A 16,489-nucleotide genomic window follows, 5' to 3' on the forward strand; every position below is an offset into this window, starting at 1 on the left:
GCCCGTGCGTTCGTTCACCGCCGTCGTCAATCCCGCCGCGGGCGGCTCGGGGACGGCCTCCGGCGCCGCGGCGGTGATCCCCCTCGCCCGGCTGCTGCGCGAGTCCGGGGCGCAGGTGGTCGTGGAGCACAGCGCGGGCCTGGAGCACGCGCGGGCCCTCGCCAGGGCCGCCGCCGAGCGGGGCGACGTGGTGCTGGGCGTGGGCGGCGACGGCATGATCGGCAGCGTGGGCGGCGCGCTCGCCCGTACCGGTGCCGTCTTCGGCATCGTGCCCGCCGGGCGCGGCAATGACTTCGCCCGCCAGCTCGGCGTGCCCGCCGATCCGGCCGAACTGGCCGACCTCCTGCTACACGCGGAGCCGCGCCCGGTCGACGTGATCATGGCCAACGGCACGGCCGTCCTCGGCAGCGTCTACGCCGGCGTCGACGCGGTGGCGGGTCGCAACGCCAACGAGAGCAGGCTGCTGCGCGGGTCCGCGGCCTACTACGTCGGCGCGCTGAGGGCGGTCGCCGGCTGGCGGCCGGCGGCCTACCGCGTGACCGTGGACGGTGCGCCGCACGAGCGGCGGGGCTACACGGTGGTCACGGCCAACTCCGGCTTCTACGGGTTCGGACGGCACATCGCGCCGGACGCGCGCGTCGACGACGGGTTGCTCGACGTGGTGATCATCCGGCACGCGCCGAAGCCGCTCTTCTTCGCCGTGATGCGCGAGCTGGCGGACGGCTCGCACGTGGGGCGCCCGCAGGTGGAGGTGTTGCGCGGCCGGGAGGTGCGCGTCGAGGCAGACCGCGACCTGCCCTACGGCGCCGACGGAGAGACGGCGGGCGCGCTGCCCGTGACGGCCACCGTCGTGCCGGGCGCGCTCAATGTGCTCAGGCCGTGAACACACCGTCATTTCCCGGTTACCGTTGAAGAGTGCGAACTCTCCTGAACGTCATCTGGCTCGTGCTCGCCGGCTTCTGGATGGCGCTCGGCTACGCGCTCGCCGGCCTCATCTGCTTCCTGCTCATCATCACCATCCCGTTCGGCATCGCGTCCTTCCGCATCGCCGCCTTCGCGCTCTGGCCGTTCGGCAAGACGGTGGTGCGACGCCCCGGCGCGGGCGCGGCCTCGGCCATCGGCAACGTCATCTGGGTGATCTTCGCCGGCTGGTGGCTCGCACTCGGGCACCTGTTCTCGGGCATCGCGCTGTGCCTGACGATCCTGGGCATCCCGCTCGGAATCGCCAGCTTCAAGCTGATCCCGGTGTCGCTGCTGCCCCTGGGCAGGGAGATCGTCGACACTGACGATCGCACGGCGTTCGGCCCGCGATAGGGCGGCCGTCAGGCGCACCGAGGCCGTCCGGCCGGTAGATCCTCGCCCTACGATGGGTGATCCCACGGTGCCGTACTGCGCTGTTTCTGGACAAGCCGCGGCTGACCGGGCCACTATGGCGCCATGTCAGGCGCGACCCCGCTGCCCCGAGTCGGAGAGGTCTTCTTCGACGCAAGGGGCGAGGACCGGGCGCTGCGGCTCAGCTGGCACCCTGAGCCCGGGGTCATGGTGTTCAGCTTCTGGAACCGCGGCGTGTGCACGAGCACCTTCCGGCTGCCCGCCGCGGAGGTCCCCGCACTTCTCGAGACGCTCGCCGAGGGGGTCCCGGCTCCCGAGCCGAGAGGCCGCCGCCACGCCGGGACCGCGCCGAACGCGCCTAACCCGCAGAACCCGGAGAATGCGCCGAACGGGCCGACCGCGCCCGACCAGCCGGCCGTACCGCCGCAGGGCCACGGCGCGCCCGCGCAACCCTTCGCCCCGCCCGCCGGGTGGCCGGCGCAGCCGCCCTTCCCGGCGACCGGGGAGTACCAGGCGCCGCCGCGGCCCTAGCCGCCCCGGGGGCGACGCCCGCGTCCCGCCGCCGGCGGTGGCACGTGGGGCCCCGCGCCGCCAGGTCGCAGGCCGGTGCCGGACACCGCCGCGACGTCAGGCGCTCGGTGAGCAAAAGTGCGGTTGACGGATATGTCTACTCCCCGCGATCGTGGTGCCGCGCTCTGTTCCCCGCTCCCCCCGGAGGCGCCAGTGCAGGCCCCAGAATCACCGTCCTCCCGCCGGTCCGCGGACGGGGCGGGATGGGGATGCCGTGAGCCCGGCACCTTCGTCGATCTGCTGCCCGGCGACCCGCCCCGCTTCTCCTGGCTGCGCCCGTCGGTGCTCTGGGCGTCACGCAACGACGTGATCGCCCGGTGGTTCGGGGACCCGTCCGACGACGTCCGGCGGCGGTGGGTCGAGGCGTTGAGAGCGGGCGGGGCGGATCCGTTGCGCGTCGTCGGCAGGCCGGAGCCGGAGTTCTCTTTCCTGGTGCTGGGAGACACCGGGGAGGGTGACAAGTCGCAGTACGCCGTCGTGCCCGGCCTGCTCGCCGTCGGCGAGGGCACCGACTTCATGGTCATCAGCAGTGACGTGATCTACCCGACCGGCAGCGTGAACGACTACCCCGACAAGTTCTTCCGGCCGTACCAGGGGTATCCGCGGCCGATCTACGCCCTTCCCGGCAACCACGACTGGTACGACGGGCTCGGCGGCTTCATGCGGGTGTTCTTCGGCCTGACCGACCAGCCGGAGCCGGCCCCATGGCGCGGACCCTTCGGACGGCTGGCGCGGCTGCTCTGGCGCCGGCCGGACCGGCCCGACCTCGCCGCCCTGGAGGAGGCGCGCAAGCTGCGCGCCGCGCCCGCGCAGAAGGCCGAGCAGCCGGCGCCGTATTGGGCGCTCGACTTCCCGGCGCTGCGGATCGTCGGCATCGACACCGGCATCGTCGGCGGCATCGACCGGGAGCAGGCCGAATGGCTGCGCGGCGTCTCGGCGGGGCCGAAGCCGAAGCTGCTCATCACCGGCAAGCCGATCTATGTCGACGGCCGGCACAATCCGGGCCCGATCGAGGGCGGTGGCACCGTCGACGAGATCGTTCGTGATCCGGCCCATCACTATGTCGCCGCCATAGGCGGGGACATCCACAACTACCAGCGATATCCGGTGCGCGTGGACGACCGGGTGATTCAGTACATCGTGTCGGGTGGCGGCGGTGCCTTCATGCACGCCACGCACACCATTCCGCGGCAGAACCTCGTCGACGAGGCCGCCTTCAAGTGCTACCCGCTGCGTGGCGACAGCCTTTCCTTCTACAGCAGGCTGTACGGCCGGCGGCTGCGCCTTCGGCGGTTCTTCGAACTGTCGCCCGAAGAGGCGGCGGCGGCCATTGCGCGGCGGCTGGACCTGAAGCCCACCCGGCAGGATCCCGGCGCGGCCGAGCCGTCGCTGCGTGCGCGTATGGTGGCGTTCCTGCTCGGCGTTCCAAGTCGGCAGCGCACCCGCAGGCTGCGGTTTCCGGTGCGCAAGGTGTTCCAGCGGTTCCGCTCGGAGGCGGCCGACTGGGACACGCCGCCGTTCTTCAAGAGCTTCCTGCGCCTCGACGTGGTTGGGGAAGAGTTGCGCATCCGCTGTTTCGCGGCGACCGGGTGCCGTGAGCACGAAGTCGAACCGCCGCTCGAGGATGAGTTCACCATTCCCCTGGCCGCTGCCCCGCTTACCTGATTCTCGCATATGCCGGGTAAATACTGCTAATTCGCTGCGTACCCGCTTAAACCTGCCGTACAGTACGGCGGTCTACAAGACCGTGAAGATCTCAGCGGGAGCGAAGATATGAATCAACCACAGCAGAGCGTTCAGCAGCAGTCGTACGCGCAGCCGGGACAAGGGCCCGCGGCCGCCTCGGGCCTGCAGATGAAGCGCCGCAACCCCATCGCCGTCTGGCTGGGGCTGCCGATCATCACGTTCGGCATCTACGGCATCGTCTGGTACGTCAAGGTCCACGGTGAGCTCGAGCGCTTCGACCCGCGCCACAAGGTGGGAACCACCAGCGCGGTTCTGTCGATCTTCTTCGGCTGGATCACGCTCGGCATCTGGAACCTGGTGGTCTGGGTCAAGCTCGCCGGGCACATCGCCAACGCGCAGCGCGCGGCCGGTCTCACCCCCTCGTGCAACGGCGGCATCGGCTTCCTGCTGGGCATCTTCGGTTTCGGCTCGCTCTACTACCAGCTGGAGCTGAACAAGATCGTCGACCGGTACGGCGACGTCCCCGCCGGAACCCAGGTCCCCCTCGCGGCCTGATCCGCGCGATCTCACCGTGGCACGCCACGGGCGCGGCGGCCGACGCCGCGGCCCGTGGCCGCCGGGGCCAGAATGGGGGCCGTGCGGATCGCGGCCGGGGTGACGGCGGACGGGGCAGGAGTGCTCCGCCCGCTGGCCGAGGACGGTACTCCTGCCGGACCTGAGGAGCGGGTCGACGATCTGGTCGCCGCCATCGCGGCCCGCGAGAGCGCCGGCTCGCCGCGATGGGTGTGGGCGGCGACCGGCCGGATCTATCCCCGGCTGCTCCGGGCCGGGATCCGCGTCGCCCGCTGTCACGATCTCGAACTCGTCGAAGCGCTCGCCCTGTCCCACGAAGGGCACTACGGGCAGCCGCGATCGGTCCAGGCGGCCTATGCCCGGCTGCGCGGCGAGCCGGTGCCGGGGGACGCCACGCCGGCCGGCGGCGGCCAGCCCACGCTGTTCGGCGACGCCGACGACGACGACGAGATGGCCGCGCTCGTGGCGGTGCACGCCGACCAGCGCCGCAGGATCGCAGCCACTGAGCAACCCGAGCGGCTCGGGCTGCTGGCCGCGGCCGAGTCGGCCGGCGGCCTGATCGCCGCCGAGATGACCCACCGAGGACTGCCGTGGTCGGCCGAGCGGCATGACGCGCTGCTGACCGAGCTGCTCGGTCCCCGCCCCGCGCCGGGGCTGCGACCCCGCCGGCTACAGGAGCTCGCCGACCGGATCGCCCGGGAGTTCACCACTCGCAGGCCGGTGAACCCCGACTCCCCGGCCCAGCTGGTGAAGGCGTTCGCCGCGGACGGCGTCATCGTGCCGTCGACCCGCTCCCATGTCCTGCGCCGGGTCGACCATCCCGCCGTTCCGCTGCTGCTGGAGTACAAGGAGCTCGCGCGGATCCACGCCGCGCACGGCTGGACCTGGCTCGACTCCTGGGTCCGGGCCGGCCGCTTCCGCCCCGAGTACGTCGTCGGCGGGGTGCCCTCAGGCCGCTGGGCCACCCGGGGCGGCGGCGCCCTGCAGATCCCGCGCGTGCTGCGGCGCGCGGTGGTCGCCGACCCCGGATGGACCCTGGTCGTCGCCGACGCGGCGCAGCTCGAACCCCGGGTGCTCGCCGCCCTCGCCGGCGACCGGGCCTTCGCCGCCGCAGCGGCGAAGGGGGACCTCTATGCGGCCCTGTCCGACGCCTTCGGGACGCGCGACGACGCGCGCGGCAAGGCCAAGATCGCATTGCTGTCGGCGATGTACGGAGGCGGTACCGGCGAGGCGGTCCAGCTCCTCGCGGTGCTGCGCAATCGCTTCCCCGAGGCCTTCGGCTACGTCGAGGCGGCGGCCCGCGCGGGCGAGGCGGGGCGGCTCGTCCGGTCGCGGCTGGGCCGCACCTGCCCGCCGCCGTCGGCCGCCTGGCGGGATCTGACCTCGGACGGCTTCGCCGGGCAGGACGAGACGCGGGCGGGTGCGGCGTTGCGCAGCCGCGGCCGCTTCACCCGCAACTTCGTCGTCCAGGCCAGCGCCGCCGACTGGGCGCTGGCGCTCATGGCGCTCCTGCGCGGCCGGCTCGACCGGCTCACCCCGGGACCGGACCGCGGGCAGGGCCCGCACCTGGTGTTCTTTCAGCACGACGAGGTCATCGTGCACGCTCCGGAGGAACTCGCCGATGAGGTCGCGGCGGCGATCAGGGCCGCCGCCGCGGAGGCCGGGCGGCTGCTGTTCGGCGCCACCCAGGTGGTGTTCCCGATGGAGATCGCCGCGGTGGACTGCTACGCCGACGCCAAGTGACCTCGGCGAGGCGGCATCCCGGCGAGCGCGCGGGTACCCCCGCCCAGGCCGGCGGCGACGTGACCCGGGGCCGTCACGACGCCGGGTCCGCCGGCGTCTCGTGCCCGCGGACCAGCCGCCCGACCTCGGCGCGCAGGTGCACGAACTCGGGCCGCTCGCGCGTGGTGATCTGGTCGCGCGCCGACGGCAGCCCCACCGGCAGGTCCGCGCGTACGCGCCCGGGGGAGCGGCTCAGCACGATGACCCGGTGGCCGACGTAGACGCTCTCGTCGATGTCGTGGGTGACGAGCAGGATCGTCATGCCGGAGTCGCCGCGCACACGCAGGAGGAGGTCTTCGAGATCCTCGCGGGTCTGGGCGTCGACGGAGCCGAACGGCTCGTCCATGATCAGGAATTCCGGGCGGTAGGCGAGTGCCCTGGCGATGGCCACGCGCTGCTGCATGCCGCCGGACAGCTGCCAGGGGTACTTCGCCCCGGCGTCGGCGAGGCCGACCGACTCGAGGGCCTTCCCGGAGGCCTCGCGACGCTCCGCCCGGCCGAGACCGCGACGGCGCAGGGGCAGCGCGACGTTGTCGCGGACCGACATCCAGGGGAACAGGGAACGGCTGTAGTCCTGGAAGACGACGGCCAGATTGCCGGGGACCTTGTCCACGGGCTTGCCGTCGAGCAGGACCCGGCCGCCCGTGGGCGACTGGAGCCCGGCGACGCAGCGGAGCAGCGTGGACTTCCCGCAGCCGGAGGGGCCGACGATGCTGACCAGCTCGCCGGGCTTGACCTCCAGGTCGATGCCGACGATGACGGGCGGGGCGTCGCCGTAGGCGTGGGTCAGGTTCTCTACTTCGAGCACTCAAACCACCATCACGAGTCGAGGCGCCTGGCACCGCGGTGCCAGGACAGCAAGCGGCGTTCCACGAGTACGAAGATCGCGTTGAAGAGGCAGCCGAGCAGGCCGAGCAGGACGATCCCGGCCCACATCTCCGGCAGCTCCAGGCTCTGCTGCGAGTTGATCAGATGTGCGCCGATGCCGGTCGTGCTGCCGATGAGCTCTGAGATCACCATGAGGATCAGGGCGAAGCCGAGGCTCACCCGGAGCCCGGCGAATATCTTCGGGGCGGCGGCCGGCAGGATGATGCGCCGCAGCCGCTGCGCTCCGGTGATGTCGAACACCCGAGCCGTCTGCAGCTGCAGGGAGTCGACCGTGCGCACTCCGTCGATGGTGTTGAGCAGTACCGGCCAGACCACGCCGAACGCGATCGTCGTGACCTGCATCGGGGTGCCCAGATCGAGGATGACGATGAAGAAGGGGATCAGGGTCGGCGGCGGGATCGACCGGCCGAACTGCAGCAGCGGATCGAGGATCTCGCCGACCGCCCGGGATCGCCCGATGACGATGCCGAGGAGGACGCCGCCGGCGGCGGCGAGGGACCAGCCGCCGAACAGGTTGATGAAGCTCGGGCGGAAGTCGTCGATCGCCTTGTCGGTGAGCAGCAGTTGCGAGACCGGGCCGGAGAACCAGATCTCGTGCATCACCCGCAGGATCGTGGACGGCGGGGGGAAGAAGGGGTCCTTGGCGATCCGGGTGCCGACCTCCCACCCGGCGGTCAGCAGCACGATCAGCCACAGGCGGGCGGCGGCTCCGGTCAGGATCGCCAGGGCGAGCGCGGGAGCGCCGCGACGGCCTCTCTTTCCCGGCTCGCCATGGCGCTCGCCGCTCGGGCGCTCGCTCGTGAGGACGCTCATGTCGTCATTCCCGCTCGCTCATGCCGTCGCCGCCGTCCGTACGGTGTGCCAGCGGAACGCCCGCCGCTCCATCGCCACCAGCGCCGTGTTGATGAGCAGGCCGAGCAGCCCCGCCCACACCGCGCCGGCGAGCATCAGGTCGGGGCGGCCGCCGCCCGACTGCGTCTCCATCAGATAGCCGCCGACGCCCTCGCCGGCGCCCGCGACCAGTTCCGTGCTGACGACCACGACCAGGCCCACAGCGGCCGCGATCCGGACGCCGGTCGCCACGAACGGCGCCGCACTGGGCAGGCTCACCCGCACGAGCACCGAGGTCTTGCCGAACCCGAAGCTGCGCATCGTCTCCTTGGCGACCGGGTCGACGTCGCGCAGCGCGTACAGCGTGTTGATAAGGATGGGCCAGCTCGCCGCATAGAAGACGAGTGACATTTTCGTCTCGGTAGGTGAGCTGAACGTGACTATTGCGAGAGGAATCAGTGCGACCGACGGGATCGGGCGCATGAACTCGACCACGATCCGGGTGGCCCTGTTCAGCCAGGGGGTGGAACTGAGCACGACCCCGGCCGCCACGGCGACGACCGTCGCCAGGAGCAGGCCGCCGAGCCACGCCTTCAGCGTGTTGGCCACATCGGTGAGGAACTCGGTGTCCACCACCAGTTCCGCGGCCCGCCACAGCACGACCGAGGCCGGCGGCAGCGAGTCGGGATCGACGAGCCCGGTCCTGGAGACCAGCTCGGCTACCACGACCGCTCCCGCCACCCCGGCCGCGCCGCGGAGGATGTGAGCGCGTCTCATCCGTTCTGCATGACCATGGCGTTGACGTCGACGTCGGTCTTCAGATAGCCGAACTGCTTCATGACGTCGGCGACTCGCTTGATCCTGATGGTGCTGGTGGAGGTCGGGTAACCGTTCAGGTTGACGACGCTCACGACCTGGGCCGGGATCTTCGTGTACTTGGGCACGACCTCCTGCAGGACCGCTCGGTCCGCGGCGTCGGCCTGGGCCTTGACGATGGCGCGCTGGAAGGCGGCCACCGTCTTGGGGTTCTTCTGGACGAACTCCTCGGTGGCGCCGTACCCCGTGATCGGGATGTCCTTGGTCGGGCCGGTCGAGAAGTCGGTCAGCAACAGCGCGCCGATGGACTGCTGCAGCTGGGTGACGAACGGCTCGGGCACGACCACCGCGTCGACCTTCCCGGTCTTCAGCAGCTGCTCCTGGTTGGGGAAGGGGGCGATCACGAGGTCCTTGTCCTCGTCGATCTGGACGCCGTAGGGCTCGAGGGCGGCGCGGACGAGCAGGCTGATCTGGTTGCCCTTGGCGTTGGTGCCGATCTTCTTGCCGGCCAGGTCCTTGGGGCTCCGGATCGGGGAGTTCTTCGCCACGAGGATGGCGTTGAGGTTCTTCGTCATCGAGGAGGCCTCAGCGATGATCTTCGGCTTCAGCGCGCCCGAGTCCGCGGCCTGGAGCCAGACCACGTGGCCGCCCTGGCTGATGTCGAGGCTGCCGCCCTTGAGCTTGGGCAGGGCCTCGGCGCCACCGCTCACCACCTGGAGTTTGACGTTGAGGCCTTCTGCCTTGAAGTACCCCTTGGTGATGCCGATCTGGACAGCGGCACCCTCCATGATGGGCATCACGGCGACGTTGAGGTCGGTCTTCTCGAGCCCGTTGGCGGACTTCTCGGCGTCTCCACCGCCGCAGGCGGCGGACAACGCGAGCGCGGCGGCCAGCACCCCTCCGAGCGCCGCGCGGCGTAGACGAGTTAACTTCATGAGCGCTCCTTCAAGAGGACGAAATGTGGGGGAAGCAGCCGCCTTGGGCAGCTGAACGTCGGCGACTCTAGCGCAGTGACCCTCCGTAACACCCCAGCTTTGCGGGGATGTTTACGTACGTGAGACGCAAACCCGTCATGTGTGGACAAACCGGAAAAAAGGTGATAGTTACCCTAAGCGAGCAATAACCAATGTTCGACTTGGTGTTTGGATTACTCTGTGCTCCAATGGCCGTCGCCCCAAAGGTGTCAGAGGCCGTGGGCGTTTAAACCGCGCTCCGGCACTTCCCGACGCCGATCTATCCGTGAGAGGTGATGGAGGGAAGTGCGACCAGCAGCGGAGCGGGACCACGCCCCAGGTTCGGAAGCTGAGTCCCTCCGGAACGTCAAGGACGCGCAGGCAGACCAGCGTTCCGGATCGAGCCGACTGAGGCTGCGGAACTGGCGTGTGCCGGTGCGCCTCATCGCGCTGATCATGATCCCGGCCATGGTGGCCGGAATTCTTGCGGGACTGCGCGTGCGAGACGACATTCGCGATGCCCAGGTGTTCACTCGAATTGAACATCTGGCTACGCTCGGTGATGGCCTCGCCAATCTGGTGCAGGAACTCGAGGATGAGCGCGATTCCATGGCGCAGAACCTCATGGCAGCGGGACGCGAGCAGGACGACACGCTGAGTAAGCAGCGTGCTGATACCGACCGTGCCGTCGTCATCGTGCGCGGCCTCATCGGCGATATCGGCAATTCCTATTCGCCGCTCGTGCGGGCGAAGGTACGAGACCTGCGGTATCGCCTCGGCTCGCTGGCGGGTCTTCGTGAACTCGCTGGTCAGACGAACGCGTCGGCGACTTCCGCCATCGCCGTCTACTCCCAGCTGATCTCCGCGCTGCTGGACTTCAACGACCTGATCTCGCAGGGAAGCCCCGACGCGGAACTGGCCGAGAGCACCCGTTCCTTCGCCGCCCTCGCGCGGGCGAAGGATCTGGCCTCGCAGGAACGCGCGATGGCCACGGTCGTGCTCCTCGCCGGGGGGTTCTCGACCCCGGCCGAGCGGGATCTGCTGCAGACGACCCGTTCTCAGCAGGACAGCCAGCTCACGGTGTTCCGCTCGACCGCCACCACCGCGCAGCGGCAGTTCTTCGACGACACGGTCACCGGTCCCGAGATCGGTCAGATCGAGGCGCTTTTCCAGCAGATCCTCATCGCGTCGGGTAACTCGCCGACGCTGGGGGTGCGGTCGCAGCTCAACGCGCGCTCCGCGCAGAGCTGGAGGACGGCGACGACGGCCCGTCTCGAGAACATGCGCAAGGTCGAGCAGAGGATCAGCGCCTCCCTCGTGAGCGACAGCCGCGGCCTGAAGGACGACGCGTGGCGCGCGGGCTTCACCGATGCGGCCGTTCTGCTGGTCGGTCTCCTCCTCGCGATCTGTGCCACCGTCATCGTCGCCCGATCGCTGGTGCGGCCACTGCGCCGCCTGCGTGACGGTGCCCTCGAGGTGGCGAGCAGCCGGCTGCCGGGGCTGGTGGAGCGGCTCCGTGATCCGCAGGCCGCGGCCGCCGGGATCGAGGTCGAACCCGTTCAGATCAACTCCAGCGACGAGATCGGTGAGGTGGCCCGGGCCTTCGACGAGGTCCACCGCGAGGCGGTGCGGCTCGCGTCGAACGAGGCGATGCTGCGAGGCAACGTCAACGCCATGTTCGTCAACCTGTCCCGGCGCAGCCAGTCGCTCATCGAGCGGCAACTCCGCCTGATCGACGACCTCGAGCAGGGCGAGCAGGACGACAAGCGGCTGGCCAGCCTGTTCCGGCTCGACCACCTCGCCACCCGCATGCGCCGCAACTGCGAGAACCTCCTCGTCCTCGGCGGCCAGGAGCAGGTCAGGCGCTGGAACCAGCCGGTGCCCCTCGTTGACATCGTGCGCGCATCCCTCTCCGAGGTGGAGCAGTACGACCGGGTCGGCGTGCGCGTACAGGGCGACGTGTCCGTCATCGGCCCGGTCGTCAACGACCTGATCCACCTCGTGGCGGAGTTGGTCGAGAACGCGACAGTCTTCTCGGCCGAGCACACCAAGGTGACGATCTCGGGCCACATGCTCAGCGGCGGCGGCGCCATGCTGCAGATCACCGACAACGGTGTGGGCATGACGGCCGAAGAGCTCGAGGCCGCGAACTGGCGGCTGGCGAACCCGCCCGTCGTGGACGTCTCGGTGGCACGTCGCATGGGCCTGTTCGTCGTCGGCCGGCTGGCCGGCCGGCACGGCATCCGGGTGGAGCTCCGTGCAGCGCTGTCCGGCGGTATCACCGCGTTCGCGCTGCTGCCGGCCCGTGCCGTCGCTTCGGACGAGAACCAGTCGGCCCGCCGCAGGCAGCTCGACATGGTGCCGGAGGTGCCCGCGATCAACTCCGCCCGCCCGCCCGCGGCCATCGGCTCGGGCGCGGGCGACCGCCAGGCGATCGGGCGCCGCCGCTGGGACGACCAGCCGTCCCTGTCCCCGTCGGCCCCGTCCGACTACGACGGACACCGGGACCCGTTCCAGCCGCCGGTCCAGCCGGACTTCCCGGCTCGCCCGCAGCCGGACTACGCGGCTCCCGTCCAGGCGGACTACGGGGCTCCCGCGCAGGCGGATTACCCGGCTCCCGCGCAGGCGGACTACGCGGCTCCCGGGCAGGCGGATTACCCGGCTCCCGTCCAGCCCGACACGCGCACCGCGCCGCAGCCGATCGTCGGCCGGCAACCCGGCGCGCAGCCCGACTTCAGCGGCACCGGGCCGCAGGCGGGTTACGGCGGGCCGGCGGCGGCGCATCCGGACTTCGGCGGCGCCGGTGCACAACCGGAGTTCGGCCGGCCCGCGGGGCCACCGCGCCCGCTCGGACGGCCCACCGGTTCGCAGCCGGCCGTGCCCCCGGACCGTGATCGGGGCATGGCGCCGCAGGCGGAGGAGATGCCGTCGTGGGAGGCGCAGCCCGGGGGCGTCTCCTGGGACGATGGGCCACCGCCGGCCGAGTTGCCGAAGCGGCAGGAACGCTCGCCCATCTTCGACGCCATGGAGTCGGAGTGGTTCCAGCGCCGGACGACCCCGGCGGCGGACACGGCTCCGCCGGTGTGGAGCTCTCCGGCGGACGAGGGCTGGCAGGCAGCCGAGATCGTCCGGCAGCCGAACTCCGGCGGGCGCACCTCGGCGGGACTGCCCAAGCGGGTGCCCGGTAAGAACCGCGTCCCCGGAGCGGTTCACGCCGCGTCGGCCGCCGCGGCGCCGGCCGCCGCTCCGTCGGCCGCACCGCCACCGCCGCAGACGCCGCCGCAGTCGGCGGATACCATTCGAAACCGCTTCGCCAGCTTTCAGCAGGGTGTGCACCGGGGCAGGGCGCAGGCCACCAACCCCGATGATTCGAGCAGGACGGGAGAAACGCCTTGAGGGATCCGAACCGGCAGGACTTGAGTTGGCTGGTGACGAACTTCGTAAGCAGGGTTCCGAAGGTTGCCCATGCGGTCGTCGTCTCCTCCGACGGGCTTCCGCTGGCGTTCTCCGACGGGTTCCCAGCGGAACGGGCCGACCAGCTCTCGGCCATCGCCTCAGGTCTGACCAGTCTCACCCAGGGAGCCGCCCAGATCTTCGACGCGGGCGGCGTGAGCCAGACCGTCGTCGAGATGGAGCGCGGGCTGCTGTTCGTCATGGCGATCCGCAACGGCTCCGTCTTCGCGGTGCTCGCCGCTCCGGAGTGCGACCTGGGTCTGGTCGCGTACGAGATGACCCTGTTGGTGGAGCGGGTAGGCCGCGTGCTGACGCCCGCGCTGCGTACCGAGTTGGGAGCGGGGCCGCCTCGCTGAAATGGCGGGACGATCGAGACATTGACGGACGCTGACGAAAGGCACCGTGGTGGACCACGGCAGGCATTTCGGTGCTGGATACGGTGGCACACCGGGCCGGCCCCGGGATTCGTCGCAGGCGGAGCCATCTTCCGCCGAGACCGGCGATCCACGTTCGCTCGTACGCCCGTATGCCGTCACCGGGGGGCGCACGAGGCCCCGGTATGAACTGGCCATCGAGGCGCTGGTCTCGGTCGCGCCGTATCCGCCGCGTGACATCACCACGCTCACTCCCGAGTACAAGGCCATCATCGACCTCTGCCGCGCGTGGCGGTCGGTGGCCGAGATCTCTGCTCTGTTGCGGCTTCCGCTAGGAGTCGCCCGCATCCTCATCGCTGATATGGCGCATGAGGGACTACTCAGGCTGCACCAGTCGCGTGCCGCCGACGAGCAGCCCGACGTGCGCTTGCTGGAAAGGGTTCTCAGTGGACTTCGCAAACTCTGATCCGATCGCCCGCGGGCCGAGCAATGCGATGACCTCGGTAAAGATCATCGTGGGTGGCGGCTTCGGCGTGGGCAAGACCACGTTCGTCGGATCCGTCTCGGAGATCATGCCGCTCACCACCGAGGCGGTCATGACCGCGGCCAGCGCGGGAATCGACGACCTCTCCGCGGTACCGGACAAGACCACCACGACGGTCGCGATGGACTTCGGCCGGGCCACGCTCGACAGCGACCTGATCCTCTACCTGTTCGGCACGCCGGGACAGCACCGGTTCTGGTTCATGTGGGACGACCTGATCAAAGGGGCGATCGGCGCTGTGGTGCTGGTCGACACCCGGCGGCTGGCCGACTCCTTCGCCGCGGTGGACTACTTTGAGGAGTCGGCGGTGCCGTTCGTCGTGGGGGTCAACGGCTTCCACGGCGAGTTCCAGTACGGCACCGAGGACGTGCGTGAGGCGCTGTCGGTCAGCGCGCACGTGCCGATCGTGCAGTGCGACGCCCGCAACCGCGACTCCACCAAGTCGATCCTCATCACGCTCGTCCAGCACGCGATGTCGGTGCACACGCGTGGCACCCGCACCGGCTCGCCGCCGGGCGTGCCGTACACCACGCGCGGCTGACCGGCGGACCCTTCGATCCGGGTCGGCGTCCCGCCTCGCGCGTGCTCTGAGGTCCGGGCCCCCGCCGGATCCGGGGCGTGCCGGAGCGCCGCCTCACGCGGATCTGCCCACCTCGCCGTCGAGCGCTCCGGTCACCGGCTCCTGGCCGTATGCCGAGGCCTGCAGGCTGTAGAGCTCGGCGTACAGGCCGCCCAGGGACATCAGGGTGTCGTGGTCGCCGTGCTCGATGACCCGGCCGTGGTCCAGCACATAGATGCGGTCGGCGTGGCGGACGCTGGCGAGCCGGTGCGTGATGAGCAGGACCGTACGGCCGTCGGCATGCGTCCGGATCCGTTCGAACAGCGCGTGCTCGGCGCGGGCGTCCAGTGCGGCGGTGGGCTCGTCACAGATCAGCAGGGGCGCGTCGCGGTAGAAGCCGCGCGCCACGGCGAGCCGCTGCCACTGCCCGCCGGACAGTTCCACGCCTCCCTCGAAGCGAGGGTCCAGAAGGGTGTCGTAGCCCCGGGGCAGCTCGGCGACGACCTCGTCGGCGCCGGACGCCACCGCGGCCTCCGTCACCATACGGTCGCCACCTCGCTCGAGGCCCATCGTGATGTTCTGCCGGGCGGTCATGGGCCAGTGCGTGTACTCTTGGGCGATGACCGCGATGCGCCGGCGCAGTGCCTCTGGAGCGACGCCGCGCAGTGAGATGCCGTCCCAGCGCACCTCACCGGCGTCCGGATCGTAGAGGCCGGCCATGATCTTGGCCAGGGTCGACTTGCCGGAGCCGTTCTCGCCCACGAGGGCGACGATCTCGCCGCGCCGCACCTCGATGGTCACTCCGTTCAGCGACGTGCCGTCCGCCTTGGGGTAGGTGAACGTGACGTCGTCGACGACGATCCGCTCGAAGTCGTCCGGGGCCCGGCCGCCGCCCTCTCCGGCGAACGCCGGGATCCGCCGTTCGGCGTCGGCGCAGAAGCCGAGATAGTCGCCGAAGTACAGGCCCTCCTCGTAGCAGCGGTTGACCGCGTAGACCAGATTGGCCAGGGAGGTCTGCCCGGTGCGGATGGCGAGGACGGCCGTGCCGGCCACCGCCAGGGGGACGGCCCCCGTCCACAGCATGACGCCCAGGGCGCCGTAGACGACGGCGGTCGCGATCCCCTGCAGGACGTCGCCGCTGACCTTGGCGATCGTCTGGCGCCGGGCCAGGTCGAGCTCCACATCCCGCTGGTAGGACGCGAGGGCGTCGTACTCCCCAAGCAGGAAGCCGCGCATGGTGAACGACCGCACCTCGGCGGCGTGCCCGCGATCGGCCATCAGCTCGGACAGGATGTACTTGCGCCGGTGGCTCGACACGAGCGTCAGCATGGTGAGGTAGCGCATGCGCGCCGCTCGTACCGATGCCCAACCCTCGGGCAGCGCGGTCAGCAGCAACAGCGGGAGCAGCAGGGGATGCAGCACGCCCAGGGTGCCGGCGGCCGCGACGAGGCCGACCAGCCCGGTGAGCACGTCGACGGCGGTTCTCACCACGGTCGGCGCGGCGGTGACGCCACGGGTCTTGGCCCGCTGCATGTCGTCGAGGAAGTCGGCGTCGTCGAGTGCCGCGAGCTCGACCGCGGTCGTGAGCTCGTACAGCCGCGTCTCGACGATGCGGTCGATCTGTGGTTCGAGCCGTGCCTGAGCCCACCCGGCCCCGGCCTGGAAGGCGGCTCGCAACGCGGTGGCCACCCCGACGAGCACCAGCGACGGCAGAGCCGCCCGTACCCGGTCGGGCGTGGGGCCGCCGGCGAAGAGCGCGGTGAGCACGCCCGTGGTGGCGAGCAGTCCGAACGCGGTGAAGACGCCCGCCACGAGATTGAGCCCGATCGTCACCGACGTGTCGGCCCTGCTCGCCCGCCAGGCCAGTCGCACGGCCTGCGAGATGAGCGCGGGCAGCCGCCACGCCACCACGCGCAGGCGCGTCTCGGCCAGCTCTCCGGCGCGCGAGGTCCAGGTGTGCGCGGTCAGCTCGGGCAACTGGAGGGCCGCGGCGGGGCGGGTGCGCTCGCGCCTGCGGACGAGACGCGTGAGACGACGTGGCCATGCCCGACCGCGCAGGCGTGCACCCATCCAGCCCCCTCGGCTCGCCAGACCTCTGAAACGAGTCTGCACCTTGGGGGTGACCCGA

The 16,489-nt window shown here is 70.8% G+C and carries 15 protein-coding genes; 10 read left to right on the plus strand and 5 right to left on the minus strand.

Annotation, left to right across the window (positions count from 1 at the left end):
* Positions 1–4: 4 nt before the first annotated feature.
* From HKK74_RS33135 to HKK74_RS33160, 6 genes are all read left to right on the plus strand, one after another.
* Positions 5–883 (plus strand): diacylglycerol/lipid kinase family protein, encoded by an 879-nt coding sequence (locus tag HKK74_RS33135; RefSeq protein WP_187247347.1) that lies wholly within the window; start codon positions 5–7, stop codon positions 881–883.
* A 32-nt stretch (positions 884–915) separates the two neighbouring features.
* A complete protein-coding gene (locus HKK74_RS33140; protein WP_187247348.1) occupies positions 916–1,314 on the plus strand; it encodes a YccF domain-containing protein in 399 nt (132 codons plus the stop codon).
* Between the two features lie 123 nt (positions 1,315–1,437).
* Positions 1,438–1,863 carry a hypothetical protein gene (locus HKK74_RS33145; RefSeq protein ID WP_187247349.1) on the plus strand — a complete coding sequence of 142 codons (426 nt, stop codon included), beginning with the start codon at positions 1,438–1,440 and terminating at the stop codon, positions 1,861–1,863.
* Positions 1,864–2,055: 192 nt separating this feature from the next.
* A complete protein-coding gene (locus HKK74_RS33150) occupies positions 2,056–3,567 on the plus strand; it encodes a metallophosphoesterase family protein (RefSeq protein WP_312882029.1) in 1,512 nt (503 codons plus the stop codon).
* 108 nt (positions 3,568–3,675) lie between these two features.
* Positions 3,676–4,143, plus strand: coding sequence for a DUF4234 domain-containing protein (locus HKK74_RS33155; protein ID WP_187247351.1), 468 nt, complete (start codon positions 3,676–3,678; stop codon positions 4,141–4,143).
* Between the two features lie 72 nt (positions 4,144–4,215).
* Positions 4,216–5,904: a bifunctional 3'-5' exonuclease/DNA polymerase gene (locus HKK74_RS33160; RefSeq protein ID WP_187247352.1), complete on the plus strand. Its 1,689-nt coding sequence runs from the start codon at positions 4,216–4,218 to the stop codon at positions 5,902–5,904.
* Positions 5,905–5,977: 73 nt separating this feature from the next.
* Here the strand turns inward: HKK74_RS33160 and HKK74_RS33165 are convergent, their stop codons facing one another.
* The 4 genes from HKK74_RS33165 to HKK74_RS33180 are packed head-to-tail and all read right to left on the minus strand — an operon-like array spanning position 5,978 to position 9,413.
* Complete coding sequence (locus tag HKK74_RS33165; RefSeq protein WP_187247353.1) at positions 5,978–6,751, minus strand: ABC transporter ATP-binding protein; 774 nt, start codon at positions 6,749–6,751, stop codon at positions 5,978–5,980.
* Positions 6,752–6,762: 11 nt separating this feature from the next.
* On the minus strand, positions 6,763–7,644 hold the full coding sequence (locus HKK74_RS33170) for an ABC transporter permease (RefSeq protein ID WP_187247354.1): 882 nt from the start codon (positions 7,642–7,644) through the stop codon (positions 6,763–6,765).
* An 18-nt stretch (positions 7,645–7,662) separates the two neighbouring features.
* On the minus strand, positions 7,663–8,439 hold the full coding sequence (locus HKK74_RS33175; protein WP_187247355.1) for an ABC transporter permease: 777 nt from the start codon (positions 8,437–8,439) through the stop codon (positions 7,663–7,665).
* Entirely contained in the window at positions 8,436–9,413 is a 978-nt protein-coding gene (locus HKK74_RS33180) for an ABC transporter substrate-binding protein (RefSeq protein WP_187247356.1), read from the minus strand. Before HKK74_RS33180 ends, HKK74_RS33175 begins: the two co-directional genes overlap by 4 nt.
* Positions 9,414–9,866: 453 nt before the next feature.
* Between HKK74_RS33180 and HKK74_RS33185 the strand changes: the two genes are divergently transcribed.
* The 4 genes from HKK74_RS33185 to HKK74_RS33200 are packed head-to-tail and all read left to right on the plus strand — an operon-like array spanning position 9,867 to position 14,343.
* Positions 9,867–12,827, plus strand: coding sequence for a sensor histidine kinase (locus tag HKK74_RS33185; protein WP_222723035.1), 2,961 nt, complete (start codon positions 9,867–9,869; stop codon positions 12,825–12,827).
* Between the two features lie 32 nt (positions 12,828–12,859).
* Positions 12,860–13,240, plus strand: a complete 381-nt coding sequence (locus HKK74_RS33190) for a roadblock/LC7 domain-containing protein (protein ID WP_376771579.1) — start codon at positions 12,860–12,862, stop codon at positions 13,238–13,240.
* A gap of 49 nt (positions 13,241–13,289) precedes the next feature.
* The gene (locus HKK74_RS33195; RefSeq protein ID WP_376771580.1) at positions 13,290–13,724 is read left to right on the plus strand and encodes a DUF742 domain-containing protein; all 435 of its coding nucleotides are present in this window, start codon (positions 13,290–13,292) and stop codon (positions 13,722–13,724) included.
* 28 nt (positions 13,725–13,752) lie between these two features.
* Positions 13,753–14,343, plus strand: a complete 591-nt coding sequence (locus tag HKK74_RS33200) for a GTP-binding protein (protein WP_187247383.1) — start codon at positions 13,753–13,755, stop codon at positions 14,341–14,343.
* A gap of 93 nt (positions 14,344–14,436) precedes the next feature.
* Here HKK74_RS33200 and HKK74_RS33205 read toward each other — a convergent pair whose 3' ends face one another.
* Positions 14,437–16,431, minus strand: coding sequence for an ABC transporter ATP-binding protein (locus HKK74_RS33205; RefSeq protein ID WP_187247359.1), 1,995 nt, complete (start codon positions 16,429–16,431; stop codon positions 14,437–14,439).
* Positions 16,432–16,489: the final 58 nt, after the last annotated feature.

Origin of the sequence: Actinomadura alba, from assembly GCF_014323705.1 — a bacterium.
Lineage (GTDB): Bacteria > Actinomycetota > Actinomycetes > Streptosporangiales > Streptosporangiaceae > Actinomadura_C > Actinomadura_C alba.